The sequence below is a fragment of the Flavobacterium sp. genome (assembly GCF_052437795.1).
Classification (GTDB): Bacteria; Bacteroidota; Bacteroidia; order Flavobacteriales; family Flavobacteriaceae; genus Flavobacterium.
The window spans coordinates 57,012-78,894 of the sequence record NZ_JBQVPA010000008.1 but is presented as its reverse complement, the minus strand read 5'-3'; the positions used below and the strand labels follow the sequence as shown (position 1 = coordinate 78,894).

Sequence of the window (21,883 nt, the reverse complement as noted above, 5' to 3'; positions counted from 1 at the left end):
AACCTTTTTTTACTTTTTTAATTAACTTTTACTTAACTTACTGATAAGACATAACTTGCAAAGAAAAGTTTTTTTGACTGTTTTACGACGACCGGCACAAAGGTTTTCAAAAGGGTACAAAGAATCTTGCAGCAGCAAAAAAAAGTACTCATTTATATATAATAGGTACCTAAAGTTCTTTCCCAAGTGACGCAAGCATTGCCTCGCTACATCGCAAGGAAACTAAAAGCTGGCCCTTAGCCCTGATGGAGCCGGTATCCCCGCAGTGGAACGGTGGGATAGAGGCGAGAGCAGGAAAACAGACGGCAAAAATGCCCAAGCCATTCGCTCTGCGAAAATCTATACTAATATATTGTAGTGACCGGGGTTTAAGGATCTGCAAACGACTTTTGTTAAAATTTTAAATGTTCCTGTAACAAAATAGGGGTTCATTCTACTAACACGCATATCAAAATCATAAAAATGAAGAAATTTATATGTACGCTTGCCCTGGCCCTTACTTTAGGCAGCGCTGCCTTTGCCCAGAAAGGCAAGGATGTAAAGGTAACTATCGACCTTAAAGATGTAAAGGATGATAAGGTAATGGTTACTGTAACACCACCTGCTTTCGACTCTGAAACGGCTACCTTTTTTATACCTAAAATAGTTCCGGGCACTTATTCTGAAGACAATTACGGTAAATACATCGAAAACTTCAAGGCTTACGACAGTAAAGGTAAAGAGCTCGCAGTAGCTAAGGCCGATGACAACTCATGGAAAATCACCGGAGCAAAGAAACTAGCTAAATTGACTTACCTTGTAAATGACACCTATGACATTGAAGGTACACATGATATTTTTTCTCCCGCAGGCACCAATATCTTAGCCGGAGAGAACTTCGTACTGAATATGCACGGCTTCGTTGGTTATTTTGAAGGCAAAGGCGAATTACCTTACCAGGTAACCATCACTCATCCTGCTTCGCTTTGGGCTGCCACATCGCTAACCGATACCAACGCCAGCAACGAGATCGATGTTTTTACAGCATCCCGCTATCCTGACCTTGTTGATAATCCTATCATGTACTCCAAGCCAGACTACACTACTTTTAAGGTAGACGACATGGATATCCTTATCAGTGTCTACTCCCCTACCGGTGCTGTCAAGGCCAAAGACATTACTCCGAACATGGAAAAAATGATGCGTGCCCAAAAGAAATTCCTTGGCCCGATAAACAGTACAAAAAAATATAGTGTCCTGCTTTACCTTACAAATGGTACATCTACCGATGCAAAAGGTACGGGCGCATTGGAGCACACTACCTCTACTACTGTAGTAATGCCGGAAGCCATGCCGTTGGACCAACTTGAAGAAATGCTGAAAGATGTGGTATCCCATGAATTTTTTCATATTGTTACGCCATTGAGCGTACACTCTAAAGAGATCCACAACTTTAACTATAACACACCAAAAATGAGCGAACACCTGTGGATGTATGAGGGTGTGACCGAATATTTTGCCAACCTGTTCCAGATCAACCAAGGGCTGATAACTGAAGACGATTTCTATGCAAGGATAGCTGAAAAGATCGCAACGTCGAAAAACTTTGACGATACGATGAACTTTACCAACATGAGTAAGAACATCCTTGATAAGCCGTATAAAGATGCCTATTATAATGTATACCTTAAAGGTGCACTTATTGCCATGTGCATCGACATCCAGATGAGGGAAAGCAGCAAAGGAGAAAAAGGAATCCTTGACCTGATGCACGACCTGTCTAAAGCCTACGGCAGCAGCAAGCCATTTAACGATGCCGACCTGTTTGGAAAAATCACTGAACTTACCTATCCTGAAGTAGGCAAATTCCTTGCTACTTACGTAGCAGGCAACACGCCTATTAACTACGATGAGTATTTTGCTAAAGTGGGCGTGACAAAAAACTCGGTAAAACAGCCAGGTAACCCATTCCTGAAAAAAATGCAGATACCTTACATTACAGTAAACCCTGCCAAGGAGATCGTAGTATTGCCAAATATTACAGGAAATGACTTTATGGACACCCTGGGTATTAAAGGCGGTGATGCTATCCTTGCCGTTAATAACACCAATTATAACCTTGACAACATCTATGACCTGATCGAGGTGAGCATGGGCTGGAAGGACGGCGATGCCATTACGGTAAAGATCAAGCGCGATGGTAAGGAACAGCTTTTGAAAGGGAAAGTAAAAATGCCAGTAGAAGAAGTTGACGGCTACCACGCAACCGATGCCTCCAAGGCAAAAATAAAGGAAGGCTGGCTAAAAGGCTAATGTTTTTTTAGTATCTTTATGACCTGCATTTAAACCAATTACACTACCAATAAAAAACTATCCATTATGAAAAAGCTTTTGTTTATCTCTTTTATGCTGGCTTGTGGCGCTACAGCGATGGCAAACACGTCTGATGAGCACATTGGGCCGCCTGTTATTGAAAAGGCTGTAAACGTTACTGCAGAAGCCAAAAAGATCCCTGCTGCAAGGCCCGAAAAACCAAAGGATCTAATAAGACAACAAAAGCCTGCTACCGCAAAATTCTGCACAAGCATAGATGGATCGCGTTTTGGACTTAGCGTTTACATTGCCGATCTGGTAAATACAGGGAACATTAAGCTTACGAACCTTTTGCTGTCAAAATAGATATCAATTTTACAATAAATATTGTAAGGCTGCCTGTAATGGGCAGCCTTATTATTTTGCCATTATCGCAGAAATTAATTCCTACTTTAATAGCTGTTTTATACTATCCTCAGCTCAAACGTTTTTTATTTCAGCATTTTTAAACAGAAACGCAATATCAAAAGGTTTTTTTAGCAGATCGATCAATAATAATGCCATGCCATATCTGTATATTTATAAAATTTTTGAATCCAAAACACCGCTCCCGTGATCAGGGAACTATCATAATGAAAAAGTTCGCCATCATACTATTGTGCCTTACATTCTCCGCAGTGTACAGCCAACAGAAAACGTACTGTAACCCCATTAACATCGATTACGGTTATTGCCCGATACCCAACTTTGTAACACAGGGCAAGCACCGCGCTACCGCGGACCCTGTGATAACTTTTTTCAAAGGCAGGTACTACCTCTTTTCTACCAACCAATGGGGCTACTGGCATAGCGAGGACATGGTGGATTGGAAGTTCATCCCTCGAAAGTTCCTCAGGCCTGAGCATAAGGTATATGATGAATTGTGCGCACCATCGGTATCATTTGTAAATGATACATTGTTGGTGGTAGGATCTACACATAGCAAGGACTTTCCCATTTGGATGAGTACAAAGCCCGAAGGCGATAACTGGAAGGAGCTCGTTCATAAATTTGAGGCCGGTGCCTGGGACCCGCAGATATTCTGGGACAAGGAAAAGGACGAGGTGTACCTGTACTACGGTTCGAGTAACCTGTATCCGCTGTATGGTGTGAAACTTAACCGCAAGACATTCCAGCCTGAAGGCGAAGTGATACCCGTTTTGGCGCTGAACGACGATGAGCATGGCTGGGAGCGCTTTGGCGAACATAATGACAATACCTTTTTACAACCTTTTACAGAGGGCGCTTTCATGACAAAGCATAACGGTAAATACTACCTGCAATATGGCGCGCCTGGCACTGAGTTCAGTGGGTATGCCGATGGCGTTTACGTTGGCACTAACCCGCTTGGACCGTTCGAATACCAGCCGCATAACCCGTTCTCCTACAAACCGGGCGGTTTTGCTCGCGGGGCCGGACATGGCGCTACCTACCAGGATGCCAGTAATGCTTACTGGCACATATCTACAGTGGTGCTTTCTGTAAAAAATAACTTTGAGAGGCGTTTAGGCATATGGCCTGCCGGTTTTGACAAAGATGGCATTATGTACAGCAACACTGCCTATGGTGATTACCCAACGTACCTTCCAGCGCAAAATAAAGGGCATATGGGCATGGCTTCGTTTGCCGGATGGATGCTGCTCAACTACAATAAGCCCGTACAGGTATCGTCGACACTGGGCGGTTTCCAGCCTAATTTTGCCGTGGATGAGGACATCAAGACATACTGGAGCGCAAAAACAGCCAGTAAAGGCGAATACATCATAACAGACCTGGGCGGGAAAAGCACCATCAATGCGATACAGATCAATTACGCCGATCAGGATGCCGAACTGATGGGCAAACCTGCTACCACTACAGGGCACAAGTACATTATTTACTCGTCGGATGATGGGAAGAAATGGGATGTGCTTGTAGACAAAAGCAAAAATACAAAAGACGTTCCGCACGACTATATCGAATTAAGCAAACCTGCATTGGCACGCTATCTCAAGCTCGAGAACATCGCCATGCCAACCGGTAAGTTCGCATTGTGCGGGTTCAGGGTGTTTGGCAAAGGCAATAGCGAAAAACCGGGCGAAGTGAAAAATTTCGTTCCTTTACGCGCCGAGGCTAAAAAGAAGGGTGAGCGCCGCAATGTATGGTTCAAATGGCAGCAGGAGCCTAATGCCGATGGCTATGTGATCTATTTTGGCAAATCTGCCGATAAATTATACGGTTCAATTATGGTATATGGCAAAAATGAGTATTACTTTAGCGGACTGGACCGGAGCGATGCCTACTATTTCCAGATCGAGGCTTTTAATGCCAATGGTATCGGGCCACGGACAGAGATCAAAAGATCAGAGTAACCAAATTCTAAAATCCAAATATTCACATTAACCCTTTAAACATCTATGAGTTCGACAAATGTACAAACAAGGTGGGGCCAGTTCATACCGCTGGTAACTGTCTTCTTCTTTTGGGGCTTCGTTGCCGCGAGTAACGATATCCTCATCCCCGTTTTCAAAAAGGCCTTTGACCTGAACCAGACACAAAGTATGTATGTGTCTGTTGCCTTTTATGTAGCCTACACTGTGGGCGCACTGCTTTATATGGGTATTTCGTTCCTTACCAAAAAGGATATCGTATCGCGTTTGGGTTACAAGAACTCGCTTGCAACCGGCCTTGTAATCTCTGCACTCGGGACCTTACTATTCATTCCCGCGGCAAATATGGAATCTTTTCCATTAATGCTTTCGGGCTTATTTATTGTTGGGCTTGGCTTTTCATTACAACAGACTGTTGCCAACCCGCTGGCGATAGCGCTAGGACCCATTACCACCGGTTCACAACGCCTTACGCTTGCCGGCGGAATCAACAATTTCGGTACGACGATAGGGCCGCTTATCGTGAGCTATGCGCTTTTTGGTGACCCGGCAGTTGCAAACCCGAACGTAAATATCGAGGATATAAAAATGCCTTACCTAATCCTGGGTGCAGCATTTGTCCTTGTAGCCATACTGTTGAAATTCTCATCACTCCCTAATCATCCGCCGACAGAAGAAAATATCGTTGAAGATGTTAAAGAATCGGGTAAGTCAGCATTGCAGTATCCACAGCTTTTATTGGGTATGCTTGCCATATTCCTATATGTAGGCGTTGAGGTCTCTACGGCGGCGAACCTGCCTGCTTACCTGGAGAAGGACCTTGGCTTCCTTACCAAAGATGTTGCTCCTTACATATCCTTATACTGGGCTAGCCTTATGATTGGCCGCTGGGGCGGGGCTGTTGAGGCATTTACAAGCGACGTTACGATGCAGAAAATATTCAAGTTTGTCGCACCTTACCTTGCGTTCGGGGTATTCCTGGGCGTTAACGCGATTGCTAAGCACGACCTTGCGCCATTCTATGTATATGCGGCGATCATACTAGTGCTTATCGTTGCCGACCTTGCCAGTAAAGGCAACCCGGCAACAATGCTCATGCTGTTCTCGATATTAGGCATTGCAGCATTACTGACAGGTATGGCAACTGAGGGGACTGTAAGCGTTTATGCCTTTACAAGCGTAGGGTTGTTCTGTAGTACGTTATGGCCATGTATCTTTACGCTGGCTGTAAGTGGACTTGGAAAGAAAACCACTCAGGGCAGTAATTTCCTTATCATGATGATCATGGGTGGAGGTATTGTGAGCCTTATACAAGGTAAAGTTGCAGACGAGACCACTATTAAGACCAGTTATATCGTGGGTGTAATATGCTTCTCTTACCTGGCATTTTATGCTATTGCTGTAAAAGGCATACTAAAGCGCCAGGGTATTACGTTCGATACGAAAGTAAGCGGCGGCGGGCATTAATACCGCTATTGCAAATTATACAAAACCGTTCCTTATCAGGAGCGGTTTTTTGTTTTTGATAACATATACCTTGTGCGAAAAGGGCTATCTTTACGAAAAATAATGATCATGAAAAATAGAATTGTTGCCCTCGCATTCATCGCCTTTTTGGCATTTGCATGCAATGAAAAGAAAGAGACAGAAACTGTTAATGAAGAGCCTGCAGTACAGGAAGTAGTTGACAAAACCGCCACCGATGTGGATAGTGTTAACCCTGAGGAGGAAGTTGCCGATAAAAGCGCCCAGCTTACCGAGGGCACTGATATCACTGTTGAAGGAAAAATAACCGAGATCAATAATGGTAAAGATGGCTATACCGCGAAAATTTATATGGCCAGTGGTGAAGTGTATTTTGCAACCATAAGCATCCCGAACCTGAAAGATCCCAAGCAGTATAAAAAGTTTAATGTAGGGGATGTCATCAAGGTAAAAGGGAAAACGTTTAAAATAGAGGAAGATACGATGATAAAGGTAGAGGAATTGTTATAAAATATTTGGTCGTCATTTAGCTTCACTCAACCACTTCGTTACATTTCGGCAATATAGAGATCTTATCCTATATAGAAAATAAAAACCCGCGGGTGTACTGAAACATACCGCGGGTAACCAAAAAACTAAAAATGGGATCTTAATTCATTCTTATTATTTACTCCAGTCGATCTTGCGTGAAAAGTACATTACTGCACCCAGTATAAGGAACAGCCCAATGCTGCCTGCCAATAGTGCATAATTTTCAAGCTGGATGATCACGTAAATAAATGTATACAGCGCACTGAGCGATGCCCCGATGAACATAGGGAATTTGCGATCTTTCAATATCGAAATGGAATAGAGCGTTATCATGGCTACGACTGATATTCCCGCAATAAGATAAGCTGCCATGAAGCTGCTGTGCTCGGTTATTGAAATGAGCAGAGTGTAGAACATCACCAATGCAAGCCCGATCATGGTATACTGGAAGATGTGTATACTGATCTTGCTGATGCTTTGGATCAGGAAAAATATGAGGAAGGTAAGTCCTATCACAAGGAATCCATATTTTGAGGCCCGCATATTTTGCTGGTATTCGTCCACAGGGATGAGGAGGTCCACATAAAAGCTATAGCCTTTTAAGTTAGGTAATTTCCCTAAATGCTGCTGAGCAAACGGCCTGTTGAGTTGCGATATTTTCCAGGTCGCGCTAAATCCATTATCGGAAACTGACTGCTTTTCTGGTAGTATGTAGCCGCTGAATTTTGGCGAATGCCAGTTGGAGGTCATTTTCGTTTCGGTTATCTTACCGATCGGGGCTATACCCAACCGTTTGGTGCCGCTATATGTAACATCCATGCTAAAAGGCATTTTGCCGCTTCGGGCAGCGCTCAGGTTGATCGGCTTTGTTTCAAGGGATATCAGTGAATCAGCCGTATACTCATTTGCAACGGGCTCCATAGTATACTTAGTACCGTTAAAATTGACGGCTACAGCCCCCCTGATGCTCTTGAGCCCATTAGTATTCATAAGTATCGTGGCCCTCTCCCACTGCAAATTCTCAGGGAGTATCGCAGCCTTACTCAGGTCGGGGGTACCAAAATTACCTGCGAACTTTACTTTGGCATTGAATATAGAGGCCTCATACATGCTTTGCCTGCGGGATTCCGACTGTACATCGGCATCAGCAGCCAGCTTTTCAGGGAACAGGTACGCATATTCTATTGAGGATGATGTTTGGTAAGGTACTTTGATTACAGGTCCGTAAATGAATACGTTATCGCCCCACTGGCGGGTAATGCCCTCTTCTGTCTTCTTTTGGCTTTGAGAACGTTCCTCGATAAGATTTTTCACATACTGCAGCGGAATAAGCAGCACAAGGGTTAGCACGCCTACCATGATGATCTTTGCGGTGGTAGATCGCATGAAATTAATGTTTGGTTCCGTGTTGGGTTTTTCGTTGTGATCGTGGTTGGAGATCTCCATAGTTATTGATTTTTGATTATTAGAATATTAGTGTAAACAGGAATGGTAATAGAGGGGAAAGCATAAGCAGCAAGGAATTGAGGAACACTGCTTTATCCTTTTCTTTATCAGTATTGGCCAAATTCATCCAGACAAGCAAAACAAAGTTGAAGAAGGCGAAAAAAACGGTAAACATCATTAGATAAAGTATCCATATTTCCTTTTTAGTCAGGACATAGGCAATCCGGAAGGCAATTTCGATGCATAAGCCAATCGAAAATGTGATCCTGGCAATGTTTATGTAGTGTTGTGCACTCCTGTTTTCATAGTCATATTTTCCAGGTTAGAATAAGAAAGTAGGTAAAAGCTATTGGGATGTTAAGTAACATCAGCAGTGTATACGCCAGCAGCGGCAGGCGGTATTCCTTGTTAAGGAATAGGAAGATGACATTGTTCAGGAACACGACGAGGTTAAACAGCACCGCAGCAATTATGTAGAAAAGTGCAGCCAATGCTATTCCCGGCCATCCGGTAACGATAAATGCAAGTTCAAATATGGTACCTATTCCCAGCGACCACCAAAATGCCCTTTGTGCCATATAGATATTGTCGAGGGCAGTTATTTCGGTAGATGTTTTCACGCTCATCCTCTTAAATAGCCCATAGCGATCCAAAAGTAGGCAAGAGCGATCGGGATGTTTACCAGCAGGATGGCCGCATTTCGAAGGATAAGAGACCTGTAGTCACGCTTCCTGAAAGCATAAATTATCATGCTGATCAAAACCAGCAGATTGGCAGCAACAGCGAACATTACATAAAAATACCCGATGCCCACCCATCCCGTTTCGCCTGTAAAAAGGAAAGCAAGCAGGAGAAGGGTACCTATGATCAATGATGTTAAGAAAACTATCCCGGGTATGCGCAGTGTCCGCAGTACGTCGAGCGGGATGTCGTAAGGTTTAATATCTTCCATAATCTCACTTTTATCGTATTAAAAAAGCATCTTTTATCCTATCGATCGGCAGGTGCAGCATCCTGTAATGGTCAAGGTCGAAAAAGCGCAGGGCCTTCCTCCCGTCACGGTACCTTCTACAGAAATAGATGATCATATGCGGAAAGCATACCGCCCCTACCCCCATGATCATCAGCCTGCGCAGGCCGTTGTCGCCGTTACCTGACAGGTAATAGTGCATTCCTATCTCTTCCTTATTAGAGGCATTGCTTGTAAGCAGTAATCGAAAAACATCCTCTGCATCCGGTGCCGGTCCTGTTTTGTAATTACTGCGCAGGAACGTCCCAAGGTGCAGGCCAAGGCTGCCCTCAGGATAATGGATAAGTTCAGTTGGTGTTACCGGGGCTGTGCCGGCTTTAAAAAGTCGTTTCATATTTTTATTTTTTGGTTGTTTTACTTTGAAATTCAAAGTATATCTATAAATTTTTTTGAAAAGAAATAGTACGGCTTACCAGGTAAAGCAGGTACATCAACGTGCCAAAACCTAGTGTTATCCCCCAGGCGATGCGGTAGCTTTCGGCAGCGATAAGGCTTATAAGAATATCGCCTGTAAGCTCGAACGGCCTGTGCAGTACATCCCAACTGTTGTAGCGCAATACCCTGCCCAGGTATACCCCAAAGCCGCTAAGGAAACAGGCCGCGACCATTGCCTTTGCAGCAAAACCAGAACTGAACCGGGCAATGAGCATCGTGTGCATAGGCCGCATTGAGGCGACAGCCAGCAGCAGTCCCGTTATCGCAAAAGAGATCAGCAGCAGTACATCGAACCATAACGGCACTCCCGGAGCTTTACCCAGGTGGACAAAGTCAGGAATGAGGTACGGTGCATTGGGCAGGAAAAGCAGCCAGCTGATAAATGCTATGTAAAATAAAGGCCTGCTTTGCTGAACCCCTGCCCTGTTGAGCATAAATGTGGTAATTACAAATGGCACCGCGGCAAGGAACAGGTTCCATACAAGGAAAAAGTAAAAAAGGCTATGGGTAATCGTAGCCCTGATCATGAGCATCCCGAAGCAAAAAGTTGTGATAAACAGCAGCATAACGCACTGCCTGAAGGATCTTGTGAGCGGTGATCGGATAGTTTTCATAATTATTTATTTTAAAAGTACTTTGCATTTCAAAGTTTATGGATAAAAAAATAGCTTTAACGCTTCTGGATCAGTTTTTCAAGGGCATCAAGGTGGTCGCGGAATGCCTTTCCTCCCTCTTTTGTGGCAACGTACCGGGTATTCGGCTTCTTGCCAATGAACTGCTTTTCGATCATGATATATTTCTCTGCTTCCAGGGCTTTGGCATGGCTGGCGAGGTTACCGTCGGTCACCCCCAGCAATTCCTTGAGGGTATTGAAGTCGGCATGCTCATTAACCATCAGGATGCTCATGATCCCGAGGCGTATGCGATGGTCAAAGGCCTTATTGATATGTTGCAGTATATTTTTCAAACTATTGCTTGCGGTCGTATTTATAGTACATTACAGATCCGTACAGTATATGGCATACGCCAAATCCCAGCGCCCAGAACTCCAGCCCATAGCCTGTGAATTCGGCGGCAACCAATCCAATGAGGATAACAGTAAGGCCAAGGTAGCGTACATCGCGCATGGTGTACTTACTGGCATTCACACAGGCAAGCCCGTAGAAAATGAGCGTTACCGGCGCAATAAGGCCATAGTAACCATTACGCAGCAGGAGCAGGCAAAATATACCTCCTGTAGCCAAAGGTATCAAAAAGTTAACGGCCAGCCTCTTTGAAGTCGAGTTCCACATAGATTCGCCACTCCTTTTAGCTTTGCGTGCGGTAAGCAGGAAAGCCGTCACTACCGACATTAACAGTACCGCAAGCGCGATCCCCACAATGGCTTTGAATGAGTTGCTCTCAAGTGTAATGTAATTTCCGTAGTTCATGTCGTACACCTGCTTTGCGGCATACGCGCCCAGCAGTGCATAGACGCCTGCAAGGATACCCGCAAGCCCGCTAAGGGAGAGGAACTGTGTGGAGCGGTCCATCATCTTCCGAATGTCTTGTATATCCTGTAAGTAGTTTTCCATATAAAAGTACTTTGAATTGCAAAGTAAATTATAAAATTTGGAATGGCAATGAATTTTTGAGTTTTTTTGTTTCAAATTTAAAGTTTGAGGTTCGTAGGGACGTCATCGCGAGCGGAGGAACGGAGCGCGGCGATCTTTCCATGGTATTTCAGGTTTTATATAGAAGATCGCTTCGTTCTTCGCAACGACTACTTGTTAGATAGTAAATTATAAAATCAAACTGCCACTACAAACTACCCAAAAATCTCAATCACCGCCCCATCCTCAACCGCCCCGTACAATTCCTCCATTTCAGAATTGGTAACAGCAATGCAACCTGCGGTCCAGTCTTTAAAGCGGTGGAGTTTACCCCTGTATCCCCTGCCGTTACGCAGCCCGTGTATCTTGATGTCGCCGCCGGGTGATTTGCCCAGCTTTTCGGCATGAGCACTATCGGCAGCATTAGGGTACGAAACGCCCAGGTTTTTGTAAAAGGCGCTATTCGGGTTACGTCCGTCAATATAGTAAATACCTTCCGGAGTTTTGCAGTCGCCTTTGAATTGCTTATGGCCAATGGGATCTTTTCCTAACGAAATGGTGTAGGTTTTCAGTAGTTCGTCACCGCACCATGCTTCCATTTTGCGTTTGGATTTGTAGACTACAAGGCGGTTGATTATTTTCCAGGGCGGAAGTTTTTTTCCGGGGAGGATGTAGTAAGTAGCCATACCTGTAAATAAGGCAAAGAAAATCCAGATCATCATTAGCGCTTTACCAGCTTATACTTTAAGGGACCCGGTTCTATGCCGTAATCTTCTGGAACTTCATACAATTTAAGGGTATCACCTTCAAATTTGTACTGGTAGGCTAATTGATAATCATAACCCATTTTCTCACTGCGCTTTTCCCCATTATAAAAGAAAAGAACATCGACGCCTTCAATATTGGATTCGTCAAATTGGAAAACAGGATTATAGGTTATCACATCGGGAATTCCGCTTACTTTACCGCCTTCTGTAAGTTCTATTGCAACATTTGTAATTGCATCCCTGTACTTTCCGGCAAAAAGCAATTGGTTTAGGGCCTGATACTGATTTTCGTAACGCAGGTAATATTCTTTTTTACCCGTATCTGGAAATTCCAGCTCCATTTTATTATTTTTTAAACCAATGATAAAATGTTTCAGCGGATAGTCAGGGCGGGGAGGATTAAAGTACAACATTTGGTTATCATCGGCATAAACTCTTTCAGTGCTGCCTTCTGAATGCCACAGCACGTTAAGAAGGGCCGACTTGTTCGAAATGGTATCAGGGATAATCCTAAACCCGATCGCCATGCTCTTTTGCACAAAAGTCGCGCTGTCAACGGATTTTAGGTTCTTAATCGCATTGACATAACTTTCCGAAAGCCAAAACCCGCTGTATTTCGACAGGCTTGGCACGGAAGTTTCGATCGCTTGCTCTTCGACAGGTTCAGGAATACTTTCAGGTTCTTTCCGACAGGAATTAAATATTGATAAACATAAAAATATAAAGAAGGAATGCCTGAATGCCATACTGCAATAGTTTTTCCCAAAAGTAAATAAAAAAAGCCCCCAAAACTTTTGTTTGCGGAGGCATTAATATAGTGGAGTATTTTGAGATCTCTCCACTCCGCTGCGCTACGGTCGAAACCTAACGTAGTGGTTCAGCGAAGATAAATAACAAAGCGTATCAGAATGAATTTGGTAAAGATTGATACAACCGAGTGAAGCTCAATCTAAAATCTACAATCTGAAATAGGTCTACCACTTAATGATCGCGCTTCCCCATGTGAACCCGCTACCGAAAGCAGCCAGTACCACCGTATCGCCTTCTTTTATTTTACCCTGCTCCCACGCTTCGGTCAGTGCGATAGGCACCGATGCCGCTGTGGTGTTGCCATATTTCATGATGTTATTATACACCTGCTCGTCGCGCAGGCCGAACTTTTGCTGTATGAATTGCGATATCCTCAGGTTGGCCTGGTGCGGTATAAGCATGTCAATGTCGCTTACCTGTAGATCATTGGCTTTAAGCCCCTCCATGATCACTTCGCTGAAGCGAACCACCGCATTCTTGAACACGAACTGGCCGTTCATGTACGGGTAGTAACTTTCATCATTAGGGTCATTGTCGGCAATGATATCGCTTACCCAGCGCTTGCCCATGCCCGGCGCGATAAGTGAAAGCTCTTCTGCGTGCTGACCTTCGGAATGCAGGTGTGTCGAAAGTATGCCTTTAGTAGCATCCTCTTCACGTGACAGGACCGCTGCCCCCGCCCCATCGCCAAATATTACCGATACTCCGCGGCCACGTGTAGTCATGTCCAAGCCTTTAGAATGAAGCTCAGAACCGATGATGAGGATATTTTTATACATTCCCGTCTTAATGAACTGGTCGGCTACTGAAAGCGCATAAATAAAGCCGGAGCATTGGTTGCGCACATCAAGCGCGCCCACAGTGCGTTTCATGCCCAGATCCCTTTGCACCAATACGCCGGGGCCAGGAAAGTAATAATCCGGGCTAAGGGTTGCAAACACAATGAAATCGATATCTTCCTTGTCGATGCCGGCGCGCTCAATGGCAATTTTGGCAGCCTTAACGCCCATCGTAGTGGTGGTGTCCTCTCCGCCGGGAACCACATGGCGCCTTTCTTTGATCCCGGTACGTTCCTGTATCCATTCGTCATTGGTCTCCATTATTTTGGAGAGGTCTTCATTGGTTACAACATTATCAGGAACGTAATGCCCGAGGCCGGTTATTTTTGAGTGATACATTTGGATATTAATTATTTAGTAGGAACGAAGCTGTAAAAATAAACATTCCGTAAAAAAGAAAACCTATAGTTTGGGAATATTTAAGTTATCGGCATTTTATCGCTAAAAGCATTCGCAACTGTAACAACATATCCCTACCTTCGACATATTTTGAAAAACGAACCCAATGATAAGATCAATTTTTACAATTGCGGCATTCATCCTTACGGGGATCACCGCAATGGCTCAGGAGAACCTGACCTACCAAAAACCGCCAAAAGAGATACTTGAATTGGTGGATGTAGAACGTGCTCCTTCGGTTTCGATGGACAGCAAAAATACGTTCATGCTGCTGATGTACCGCAATGCTTATAAAACCCTCGAAGACCTTTCGGAAGACGAATTGAAGCTGGGCGGGCTGCGCATCAACCCAAAGACCAACATTTCCAGTACTGTTACTTATGTAAACAACCTGAAGTTCAAAAAATTGAAGGATAAAGAACCCGTTCAGGTAAAAGGGCTGCCTCAAAACCCAAAGATGGCCAACTTCGCCTGGTCGCCGGACGAGTCTAAAATGGCGTTTACCAATACTACCGCTACAGGTGTAGAGGTTTGGCTTTTAGACATCAAAACACTTGAAGCAAAAAAACTGACTGAAGCTGCTGCCAATGCCAACATGGGCAACCCTGTAAGCTGGTTCCGCGATAGTAACGCCCTGCTCGTTAAAATACTGCCTGCAAATAAGGCTGCGCTCGTCAATACCGCAAGCGCGATCCCATCAGGGCCAACAGTAACCGTGAGCGATGGTACAAAAGCACAGAACCGTACTTATCAGGACCTCCTGAAGAACAAGAACGATGAAACCAACTTTGAAAACCTTACCACATCAGAACTTTATAAAGTTACTCTCGACGGAAAAAGCACCAAATGGAAAGAGGCTGCCATGTACAGCGGCATCAGTTTTTCGCCCGATGGCAATTATGTAATGGTAACTACGCTTCATAAGCCATTCTCGTATATTGTTACGCTCGACCGTTTCCCTACTAAGAGCATTTTGTATGATGCGAACGGTAAAATGGTACAGACCTTTAACGAAAAGCCACTGATAGAGGACATGCCGAAAGGCTTTATGGCTACAGAAAAAGGAAAACGCGGCATCAGCTGGAGAGCCGATAAACCCGCCACATTAGTTTGGGTCGAAGCGCTCGACGGTGGTGACCCGGTCGTGGAAGTTCCCTTCCGTGATGAAGTATTCGAATTACCCGCGCCATTTACGCAAAAACCGAGAAGTGTTGTAAAAACGGCCAACCGCTATGCAGGCATTACATGGGGTACAGACAACCTTGCATTGATCAATGACCGCTGGTGGAATACCCGCAATACGAAGACATATATCTTCAACCCTTCAGATGCAGCGCAGAACCCGGAAGTGATATTCGACAGGAACTACCAGGATACCTACAGCGACCCGGGATCGTTCGATACCCGCCGCAACGAGTGGGGTCGCTATGTGCTGAACCTTGAGGACGGCAACGCCTACCTGATCGGCGATGGCTTTACCGAGAAAGGACAGTTCCCGTTCATTGACCGGTTTAATTTAGTTTCTAAAAAGAAAACAAGGCTGTACCAATCAAAATACACAGATAAGAAGGAATCATTAGTATCGTTGATAGATGCTAAAAAAGGGGAAGTACTGGTGCAATTGGAATCGAAAAACCAATACCCGAACTATTACCTTATCAACATTAAAAAGAAAAGCGCACCGGTTGCAGTGAGCTTCTTCCAAAATCCGTTTAAAAAGATCGAAAATGTCAGCAAGGAAGTGATTAAGTACAAACGGGCTGATGGCCTGGACCTTTCGGGAACACTATACTTACCGGCGGGTTACGACAAAAAGAAAAAGGAGAAGCTGCCGCTCATCATTTGGGCTTACCCGGCAGAATTCAAGGATAAGAACAGCGCCTCGCAAACCACTTCAAACGCTAATGACTTCACCTATCCCAACTATGGTTCGCCTGTATATTGGGTAACACGCGGCTATGCGGTACTCGATGATGCGTCATTCCCTATAATTGGCGAAGGCAAGGAAGAACCGAATGATACCTTCATTACACAGCTGGTTGCCGATGCCAAAGCTGCTATTGACGCGGTTGATGCATTAGGCTATATCGACCGCACGCGTGTAGCTGTGGGCGGACACTCATACGGCGCGTTCATGACGGCCAACCTGCTCACGCATTCCGACCTTTTCGCGGCGGGTATTGCCCGCAGCGGGGCATATAATAGGACGCTTACCCCATTTGGCTTTCAAAGCGAAGAGCGTAATTACTGGGAAGCGCCCGAGGTTTATAACGCCATGTCGCCTTTTTCGCATGCCGACAAAATGAAGACACCTTTGCTACTGATACATGGTGAAGCTGATAACAACAGCGGTACCTTCCCGATGCAGAGCGAGCGCTACTTTAATGCACTGAAAGGTTTTGGCGCGCCGGCACGACTTGTATTGCTCCCGAAAGAAAGCCATGGCTACTCCGCCATCGAAAGCATACTGCACCTACTCTGGGAACAAGACCAGTGGCTGGAGAAATATGTAAAGAATAAAGGGAAGTAGTCTTTGACGAAAAGATACCAGATGAGAGATAATAGACAGGCCCGTACATAGTGCGGGTTTTGTTTTTTACCCAAAAGCATTCCTGTCCACCGCCAGTGTCACCTCTGAATTTACTTCCAGTTCCTTGTAGTGCTCAAAGAAGATCACCTGCCTGTTGAGCGCAGCCTTTATAAGATAGCGATTGCCTTTAAAGTAGCATTGCTTAACCACTACATGCAGTGGGCCGCCTTCGGTTATCTTTAACTGGTGCGGGTAAATTAGCACTGTCTCTTCAGGATTTTGCGTTAGGGTAAGCAACTCCAGCTTTATCTCGTTCACTTCCCCAAAAAGTGAGGCGGTATATTTATCTTTTGGATGGTAGTAGATTTCTTTTGATGGTGCCTTGTCAAGTATCCTCCCGCTTTTTAGCACTATGGTCTCATCGGCAAACGAAAGCGCATCGGTGCTGTCATGCGTGGCGACGATAACGGTAATGCCTTTTTGCTTAAGGTAAGCGAACAGGTTGCGGCGCAAGGCATTCTTCCGGAAATTATCAATGTGGCTAAAAGGTTCATCTAGCAAAAGGATCTCGGGTTCCAGTGCGAGGACTTTTGCCAGGGCTATGCGTTGCTGCTGGCCACCACTAAGAAATTTAGCCTTTACATCGGCAAAAGCGCCCATTTCTACAATATCTAGCAGTTCGCGTATGCGCTGCTGCTTTTCTTCAGGATAAAAATTGGAAAGGAAACTGCCCACATTCTCGGCAGCAGTCACAAAAGGCATCAGGTCAAAGTCCTGTGCGAGGTATTTCATGTAAGGCATCCCGGGGATCAGGTTATGCTTAGGGCCGGTAACCGGTTCGCCCTTATAGGTTATCTCACCTTCATTCAGGTCATATAGCCCATAGATTGTTTTGAGGAGCGTACTCTTTCCGCAGCCACTTTCGCCAATGACGGCAATGTTCTGCCCGGTCTTTGCATTAAAACTAATGTTATGTAGTATGGTAGTATCGGTATACCCGAATGAAATATTCTTAACTGCGAGCATTTTGCGCGAAACGTATTTGTTTTTGCAAAAGTATTCAATTCAAAGCATTAGTAGGAAAGGTTAACAAAAAATAAGGTGTTACATGATATAATATAAAATCAAAAAGCTGAAGGTATTTCACGGGCAATAATGTGAAAATGGCGAAAGATAATAATAGCATTTTATCATAAAAAATGATTTTATTTGTGCACTTAAACAATATAACCAAATGAAAAAAACACTTTTAACTTTTATAACGATATTGTGTAACCTGACATTATTTGCGCAAAATTTTCCGGGAACTAGTCCGGAATTGCTTTTGAATAAAATTGTTAAACCGAAACAAATTCAAGAGATGTTCCAACAGTATGCTTATGAGGACTTTTTTATTGAATTCGATAAAGAAAAGAAACAATTTACAAAGCCGGAGAAAGATAATAAACCCTTGCCTACTGGCCCATCATACGCTCCACGTTCTGATTATCAAAAGCTTGTAGGAAAAGAATTTAAAGTATTAGCTATTTATGAAATGGTACCCAAATACGATTGGCAAAAAAAGCAATACGCCATTGAATTACAAAGTGATGAATTCGGCACTATTTATTATTCCTACAATTCAGAATATGAAAGCAGCTATGAACTTGAAGTTGTGGGAGGTATCAACTATCCTGAAGGTTTTTTCTGCCATGAAATAACAACAGAAGTTGATAAATTTGAAAAATCAGAGACGTATTATACGCCAACAGAAGAAGGGATAAGCTTCATGAAAGTAAAAAAAGGAGGCAAGTCTTCGACATATTTAAGTGTAAGTGTACCGGGAAGCACGCTTAACGTAAATAAAAAGGGGCTTTATATATTATTCAGTGACGGGACTAAGTTTTCAAAACCCGAAGCAAAAATTGATGTTGATGCGAATTCATCGGGCTATAGATATAGTGCATTCATATGGCTTACTCAGGCAGAAATACTTATGTTCACTAAAAAGACCATTACAGATATTAAACTCTACATTTATACGGATCCAATTGAAACAGAATCATCAAAAATGGTAAAGGAATATTTAAAATGCCTCTCTAAAAAATAGGAATTCAAAAGAGTAATGGATGTAGATCTGGTTTATTTTAAATGCAGATATTTAGAAAAATAAGGGCGCACATATTGGCGCCCTTACCATTCTAACCAATAAAAATAAACAACACTGTCATGGAGTTTTCATAGCAACCATTCCTACGCCATCGATCATCATGCATATATACGCAGATCCCTTCAGGTAGGTTTTTATTGTTTACAAATGTTTAAGCCTATATTTGCAAAACAATAATGCAATGCCGACACTATGAGAAGATCGTTCTATTTATTTATGTTACTTATACCCGTGCTATGTTGGTGTCAAAAGCCAAATGACCAATATTCCATTGAGGCTGCTTACGGAATGGGTATTTCCGGAGACCCAGGCATTACCGGTTTTTCACATTACGAAATTGGCTTCAGGTATATGGTCGATGAATATTGGGGCATCAAATTCGATCACGGATCAGACAAGTTCCGAACAGGAGATAACCCGGAGCTCGGATCCAACTACAAACGTTACTCGGTACAGGCTGTATACAATCTTGGGCGCTCCATCAGCCTTACGAATGGTGGTGGAAAAAATATTAATCTTTTGGCTCATGGCGGATTAGGCTATTCTTCGTTAACTTCCCAAACTGAATCCGGTACCGATAAAATAGGGAATGTCATCATTGGACTTACACCGCAACTTTACCTCAACAGATCGCTGGCACTCACTCTGGATACATCGTTTATCCTGAATATGACCCAACACTTCAGGTTTGATGGGATCCATCCTCCAAAAGGCGATGGCCCGCTTAAATCTTTTACAGGAAAAATGTTTAATGCATCTGTAGGCCTTACCTATTATTTTGGGCACAACAAATCCGATGCGGACTGGAGATAAAAAAAGGCTGTCCCCTTCAGACAGCCTTTACACACAAAGATCAACAAAATTAAACTCACTTAACTAACACAAACTTATCTTTAAGGTCCGCATCAGAGCTGCCGCCTACCGACACCTCAAAATCGCCCGGCTCTGCAACGAATTTCATATCTATGTTGTAAAATCTCAGATCATCCGTAGAGATCTCGAACTCCACCGTTTTCCTTTCGCCTTTCTTCAAAAGCAATTTCCTGAAGCCTTTCAGCTCTTTTACAGGGCGTGTTACCGACCCGAACTCATCTTTCACGTACAGCTGCACCACTTCTTCCCCGTCATAATTACCTGTGTTGGCAACATCTATGCTAACTTTAACCTTTCCGCCCATGCTGATGCTTTTTGAAGACAGCTTCAGGTTGGAATACTCAAACTTAGTATAACTAAGCCCGTAACCAAACGGATAAAGGGGACTGTTATCCGAATCGATATAACGGGACTTGTATTTCTGTTCTTTATCTGAAACACCAAGATATGGCCTTCCGGTATTTTTGTGGTTGTAATAGATCGGCACCTGCCCCAGTGTTCTTGGGAATGTTATCGGCAGCTTGCCGCCTGGGTTGTTTTGACCGTAAAGTGTCTGCGCAATGGCATCACCACCCATAGTTCCCGGATACCAGGCTTCAAGAATGGCATCCATGTTGTCATTTTCCCAGCTAAGGGTTAGCGGCCTTCCGTTCATAAGTACTAAAACAACCGGCTTACCCAGTTTTTTGACCTCGGAAAGGAATTCTTTCTGAATGCCGGGCAGGTCGATGTTGGTGCGTGAAGCTGCCTCTCCGGTCATGTTCTCAAACTCACCCATCACAGCCACGATCACATCCGCTTTACGCGCATTATCAAGGGCTTTCTGTATCATGTCGCGACGCTGGTCTACGATCTCAACACCTTTGTCGAATGTTATCTTACTCTTATCGGTAATTATTTTATTGACACCCTCCTGCACGCTTACTGCAAAACCCTGGCGGTCACCTGTAGCGGCCCATGACCCTATGATGTTCCAGTAGTCGCTAACCAAAGGGCCAACAAATGCTACTTTTTGCTCCTTGCGTAGCGGCAATACATTATTGTTGTTCTTCAGCAATACCATTGATTTATTAGCAATGCGTGTTGCGGCATCAAGGTATTCCTTTTTGGTAAGCGTTGCGGCTTCCCTTTTTGCATTGTTGTAACGGTAAGGATCTTCGAAAAGGCCAAGGTCATACTTGGCTTCTAATATCCTTTTACACGCATCGTTTATTTGCGCTTCGGTCACACGCCTTTCACTAAGCAGCTTCTTCAGGTTTTTCATATAAATGCCGCCCACCATGTCCATGTCAATGCCGGCGTTCATAGAAAGTTCGCCTGCCTGTAGTGAATCTTTAGCATAACCGTGGGGTATCATCTCGTTCATGCCTGTATAGTCGGTCACTACAAAGCCTTTAAAGTTCCATTCGCCTTTCAGGATGTCCCTCATCAAAAATTTGCTGCCTGTAGCAGGTACACCCGATATTTCGTTGAATGAAGCCATGAACGTCCCCACACCCGCATCTACCGTAGCCTTAAATGGCGGAAGGTAAATTTCGCGCAGTGTACGCTCGCTCATGTCAACCGTATTATAGTCACGCCCCGCCTCGGCAGCGCCATAAGCAGCAAAGTGCTTGGCACAGGCCAATATGGTATTCAATGCTTTAAGGTCATTACCCTGAAACCCCTTCACACGGGCATAGGCCATCTTAGAACCAAGGTATGTATCTTCTCCCGAACCCTCGGATACACGGCCCCAACGCGGATCGCGGGCAATGTCGACCATCGGGGCAAAAGTCCAGTGCACGCCCGATGCCGTGGCTTCGTCAGCAGCTATTTTCGATGAAAGCTCAGCAGCCTCAAGGTCCCAACTTGCGGTTTCGCCCAGTGTTATTGGGAATATCGTCCTGTAACCATGGATAACGTCGTAGCCAAAAAGCAATGGGATCTTAAGCCTTGAATGCCTGAGGTTGAGCTCCTGCAGTTCGCGGGTATATTTTACGCCCGTCGCATTCAGTATCGAACCTACATTACCTTTCTTGATCTCTTCAATAAAGTTATCTCCTCCCTTGGGCCCGGTTATGGTACCATCGGCAGTAAATTGCACGGTTTGCGCAATTTTTTCGTCAATGGTCATTTGCGCCATCAGGTCGGCAATAAACTCATCGCGGGGCTTTATTTTTTTATCAGCTTTCTTTTTCTGCGCATGCAGTGATAAAGAACAAGCCACAAGAAGGAGTAAGGTAATGGTATATCTCATTATTATATATTTCGAATTTGAATTGTAAAAAATACCGTCTTCCGCCAAAGCAAAAGAC

Annotated in this window: 20 protein-coding genes; 8 read left to right on the top strand and 12 right to left on the bottom strand. The window is 44.2% G+C overall.

The window, feature by feature from the left end:
* Positions 1 to 462 precede the first annotated feature (462 nt).
* The 5 genes from ACT6R0_RS18160 (at position 463) to ACT6R0_RS18140 (ending at position 6,695) form a co-directional block, all read left to right on the top strand.
* Complete coding sequence (locus ACT6R0_RS18160; protein ID WP_444655254.1) at positions 463 to 2,292, top strand: M61 family metallopeptidase; 1,830 nt, start codon at positions 463 to 465, stop codon at positions 2,290 to 2,292.
* Between the two features lie 66 nt (positions 2,293 to 2,358).
* Entirely contained in the window at positions 2,359 to 2,658 is a 300-nt protein-coding gene (locus ACT6R0_RS18155) for a hypothetical protein (protein WP_444655256.1), read from the top strand.
* A 266-nt stretch (positions 2,659 to 2,924) separates the two neighbouring features.
* Entirely contained in the window at positions 2,925 to 4,682 is a 1,758-nt protein-coding gene (locus tag ACT6R0_RS18150; protein WP_444655257.1) for a family 43 glycosylhydrolase, read from the top strand.
* 45 nt (positions 4,683 to 4,727) lie between these two features.
* A complete protein-coding gene (locus ACT6R0_RS18145) occupies positions 4,728 to 6,167 on the top strand; it encodes an MFS transporter (RefSeq protein ID WP_444655258.1) in 1,440 nt (479 codons plus the stop codon).
* A 108-nt stretch (positions 6,168 to 6,275) separates the two neighbouring features.
* Positions 6,276 to 6,695: a hypothetical protein gene (locus ACT6R0_RS18140; protein WP_444655260.1), complete on the top strand. Its 420-nt coding sequence runs from the start codon at positions 6,276 to 6,278 to the stop codon at positions 6,693 to 6,695.
* Positions 6,696 to 6,848: 153 nt separating this feature from the next.
* Here the strand turns inward: ACT6R0_RS18140 and creD are convergent, their stop codons facing one another.
* The 10 genes from creD to ACT6R0_RS18090 form a co-directional block, all read right to left on the bottom strand.
* Positions 6,849 to 8,162, bottom strand: a complete 1,314-nt coding sequence (creD, locus tag ACT6R0_RS18135; RefSeq protein ID WP_444655261.1) for a cell envelope integrity protein CreD — start codon at positions 8,160 to 8,162, stop codon at positions 6,849 to 6,851.
* Between the two features lie 308 nt (positions 8,163 to 8,470).
* Positions 8,471 to 8,782, bottom strand: a complete 312-nt coding sequence (locus ACT6R0_RS18130; protein ID WP_444655263.1) for a hypothetical protein — start codon at positions 8,780 to 8,782, stop codon at positions 8,471 to 8,473.
* Between the two features lie 2 nt (positions 8,783 to 8,784).
* The gene (locus ACT6R0_RS18125) at positions 8,785 to 9,114 is read right to left on the bottom strand and encodes a hypothetical protein (protein WP_444655264.1); all 330 of its coding nucleotides are present in this window, start codon (positions 9,112 to 9,114) and stop codon (positions 8,785 to 8,787) included.
* A 10-nt stretch (positions 9,115 to 9,124) separates the two neighbouring features.
* Entirely contained in the window at positions 9,125 to 9,526 is a 402-nt protein-coding gene (locus tag ACT6R0_RS18120; protein WP_444655265.1) for a hypothetical protein, read from the bottom strand.
* A 43-nt stretch (positions 9,527 to 9,569) separates the two neighbouring features.
* The gene (locus tag ACT6R0_RS18115; protein WP_444655266.1) at positions 9,570 to 10,241 is read right to left on the bottom strand and encodes a DUF1361 domain-containing protein; all 672 of its coding nucleotides are present in this window, start codon (positions 10,239 to 10,241) and stop codon (positions 9,570 to 9,572) included.
* A gap of 56 nt (positions 10,242 to 10,297) precedes the next feature.
* Positions 10,298 to 10,594: a winged helix-turn-helix domain-containing protein gene (locus ACT6R0_RS18110; RefSeq protein ID WP_444655267.1), complete on the bottom strand. Its 297-nt coding sequence runs from the start codon at positions 10,592 to 10,594 to the stop codon at positions 10,298 to 10,300.
* Position 10,595: 1 nt separating this feature from the next.
* On the bottom strand, positions 10,596 to 11,201 hold the full coding sequence (locus ACT6R0_RS18105; protein WP_444655269.1) for a hypothetical protein: 606 nt from the start codon (positions 11,199 to 11,201) through the stop codon (positions 10,596 to 10,598).
* Positions 11,202 to 11,434: 233 nt separating this feature from the next.
* A complete protein-coding gene (locus tag ACT6R0_RS18100; protein WP_444655271.1) occupies positions 11,435 to 11,941 on the bottom strand; it encodes a L,D-transpeptidase family protein in 507 nt (168 codons plus the stop codon).
* A complete protein-coding gene (locus ACT6R0_RS18095) occupies positions 11,941 to 12,732 on the bottom strand; it encodes a hypothetical protein (RefSeq protein WP_444655272.1) in 792 nt (263 codons plus the stop codon). The genes ACT6R0_RS18100 and ACT6R0_RS18095 overlap by 1 nt, the downstream gene beginning before the upstream one ends.
* A gap of 228 nt (positions 12,733 to 12,960) precedes the next feature.
* Positions 12,961 to 13,974, bottom strand: a complete 1,014-nt coding sequence (locus ACT6R0_RS18090) for a 3-oxoacyl-ACP synthase III family protein (protein WP_444655274.1) — start codon at positions 13,972 to 13,974, stop codon at positions 12,961 to 12,963.
* Between the two features lie 166 nt (positions 13,975 to 14,140).
* Here ACT6R0_RS18090 and ACT6R0_RS18085 point away from each other — a divergent pair, with 166 nt between their 5' ends.
* Positions 14,141 to 16,564, top strand: coding sequence for a prolyl oligopeptidase family serine peptidase (locus ACT6R0_RS18085; protein ID WP_444655275.1), 2,424 nt, complete (start codon positions 14,141 to 14,143; stop codon positions 16,562 to 16,564).
* Between the two features lie 66 nt (positions 16,565 to 16,630).
* On the opposite strand, the gene ACT6R0_RS18080 is transcribed toward ACT6R0_RS18085, so the two are convergent.
* Entirely contained in the window at positions 16,631 to 17,590 is a 960-nt protein-coding gene (locus tag ACT6R0_RS18080) for an ABC transporter ATP-binding protein (protein WP_444655276.1), read from the bottom strand.
* 208 nt (positions 17,591 to 17,798) lie between these two features.
* On the opposite strand from ACT6R0_RS18080, the gene ACT6R0_RS18075 reads away from it, so the two are divergent.
* Together ACT6R0_RS18075 and ACT6R0_RS18070 are read left to right on the top strand one after the other, a co-directional pair.
* Positions 17,799 to 18,653, top strand: a complete 855-nt coding sequence (locus tag ACT6R0_RS18075; RefSeq protein WP_444655278.1) for a hypothetical protein — start codon at positions 17,799 to 17,801, stop codon at positions 18,651 to 18,653.
* 276 nt (positions 18,654 to 18,929) lie between these two features.
* Positions 18,930 to 19,526, top strand: a complete 597-nt coding sequence (locus tag ACT6R0_RS18070; protein ID WP_444655279.1) for a hypothetical protein — start codon at positions 18,930 to 18,932, stop codon at positions 19,524 to 19,526.
* A gap of 55 nt (positions 19,527 to 19,581) precedes the next feature.
* Here ACT6R0_RS18070 and bglX read toward each other — a convergent pair whose 3' ends face one another.
* Positions 19,582 to 21,825 (bottom strand): beta-glucosidase BglX, encoded by a 2,244-nt coding sequence (gene bglX / locus ACT6R0_RS18065; RefSeq protein WP_444655280.1) that lies wholly within the window; start codon positions 21,823 to 21,825, stop codon positions 19,582 to 19,584.
* Positions 21,826 to 21,883 lie beyond the last annotated feature (58 nt).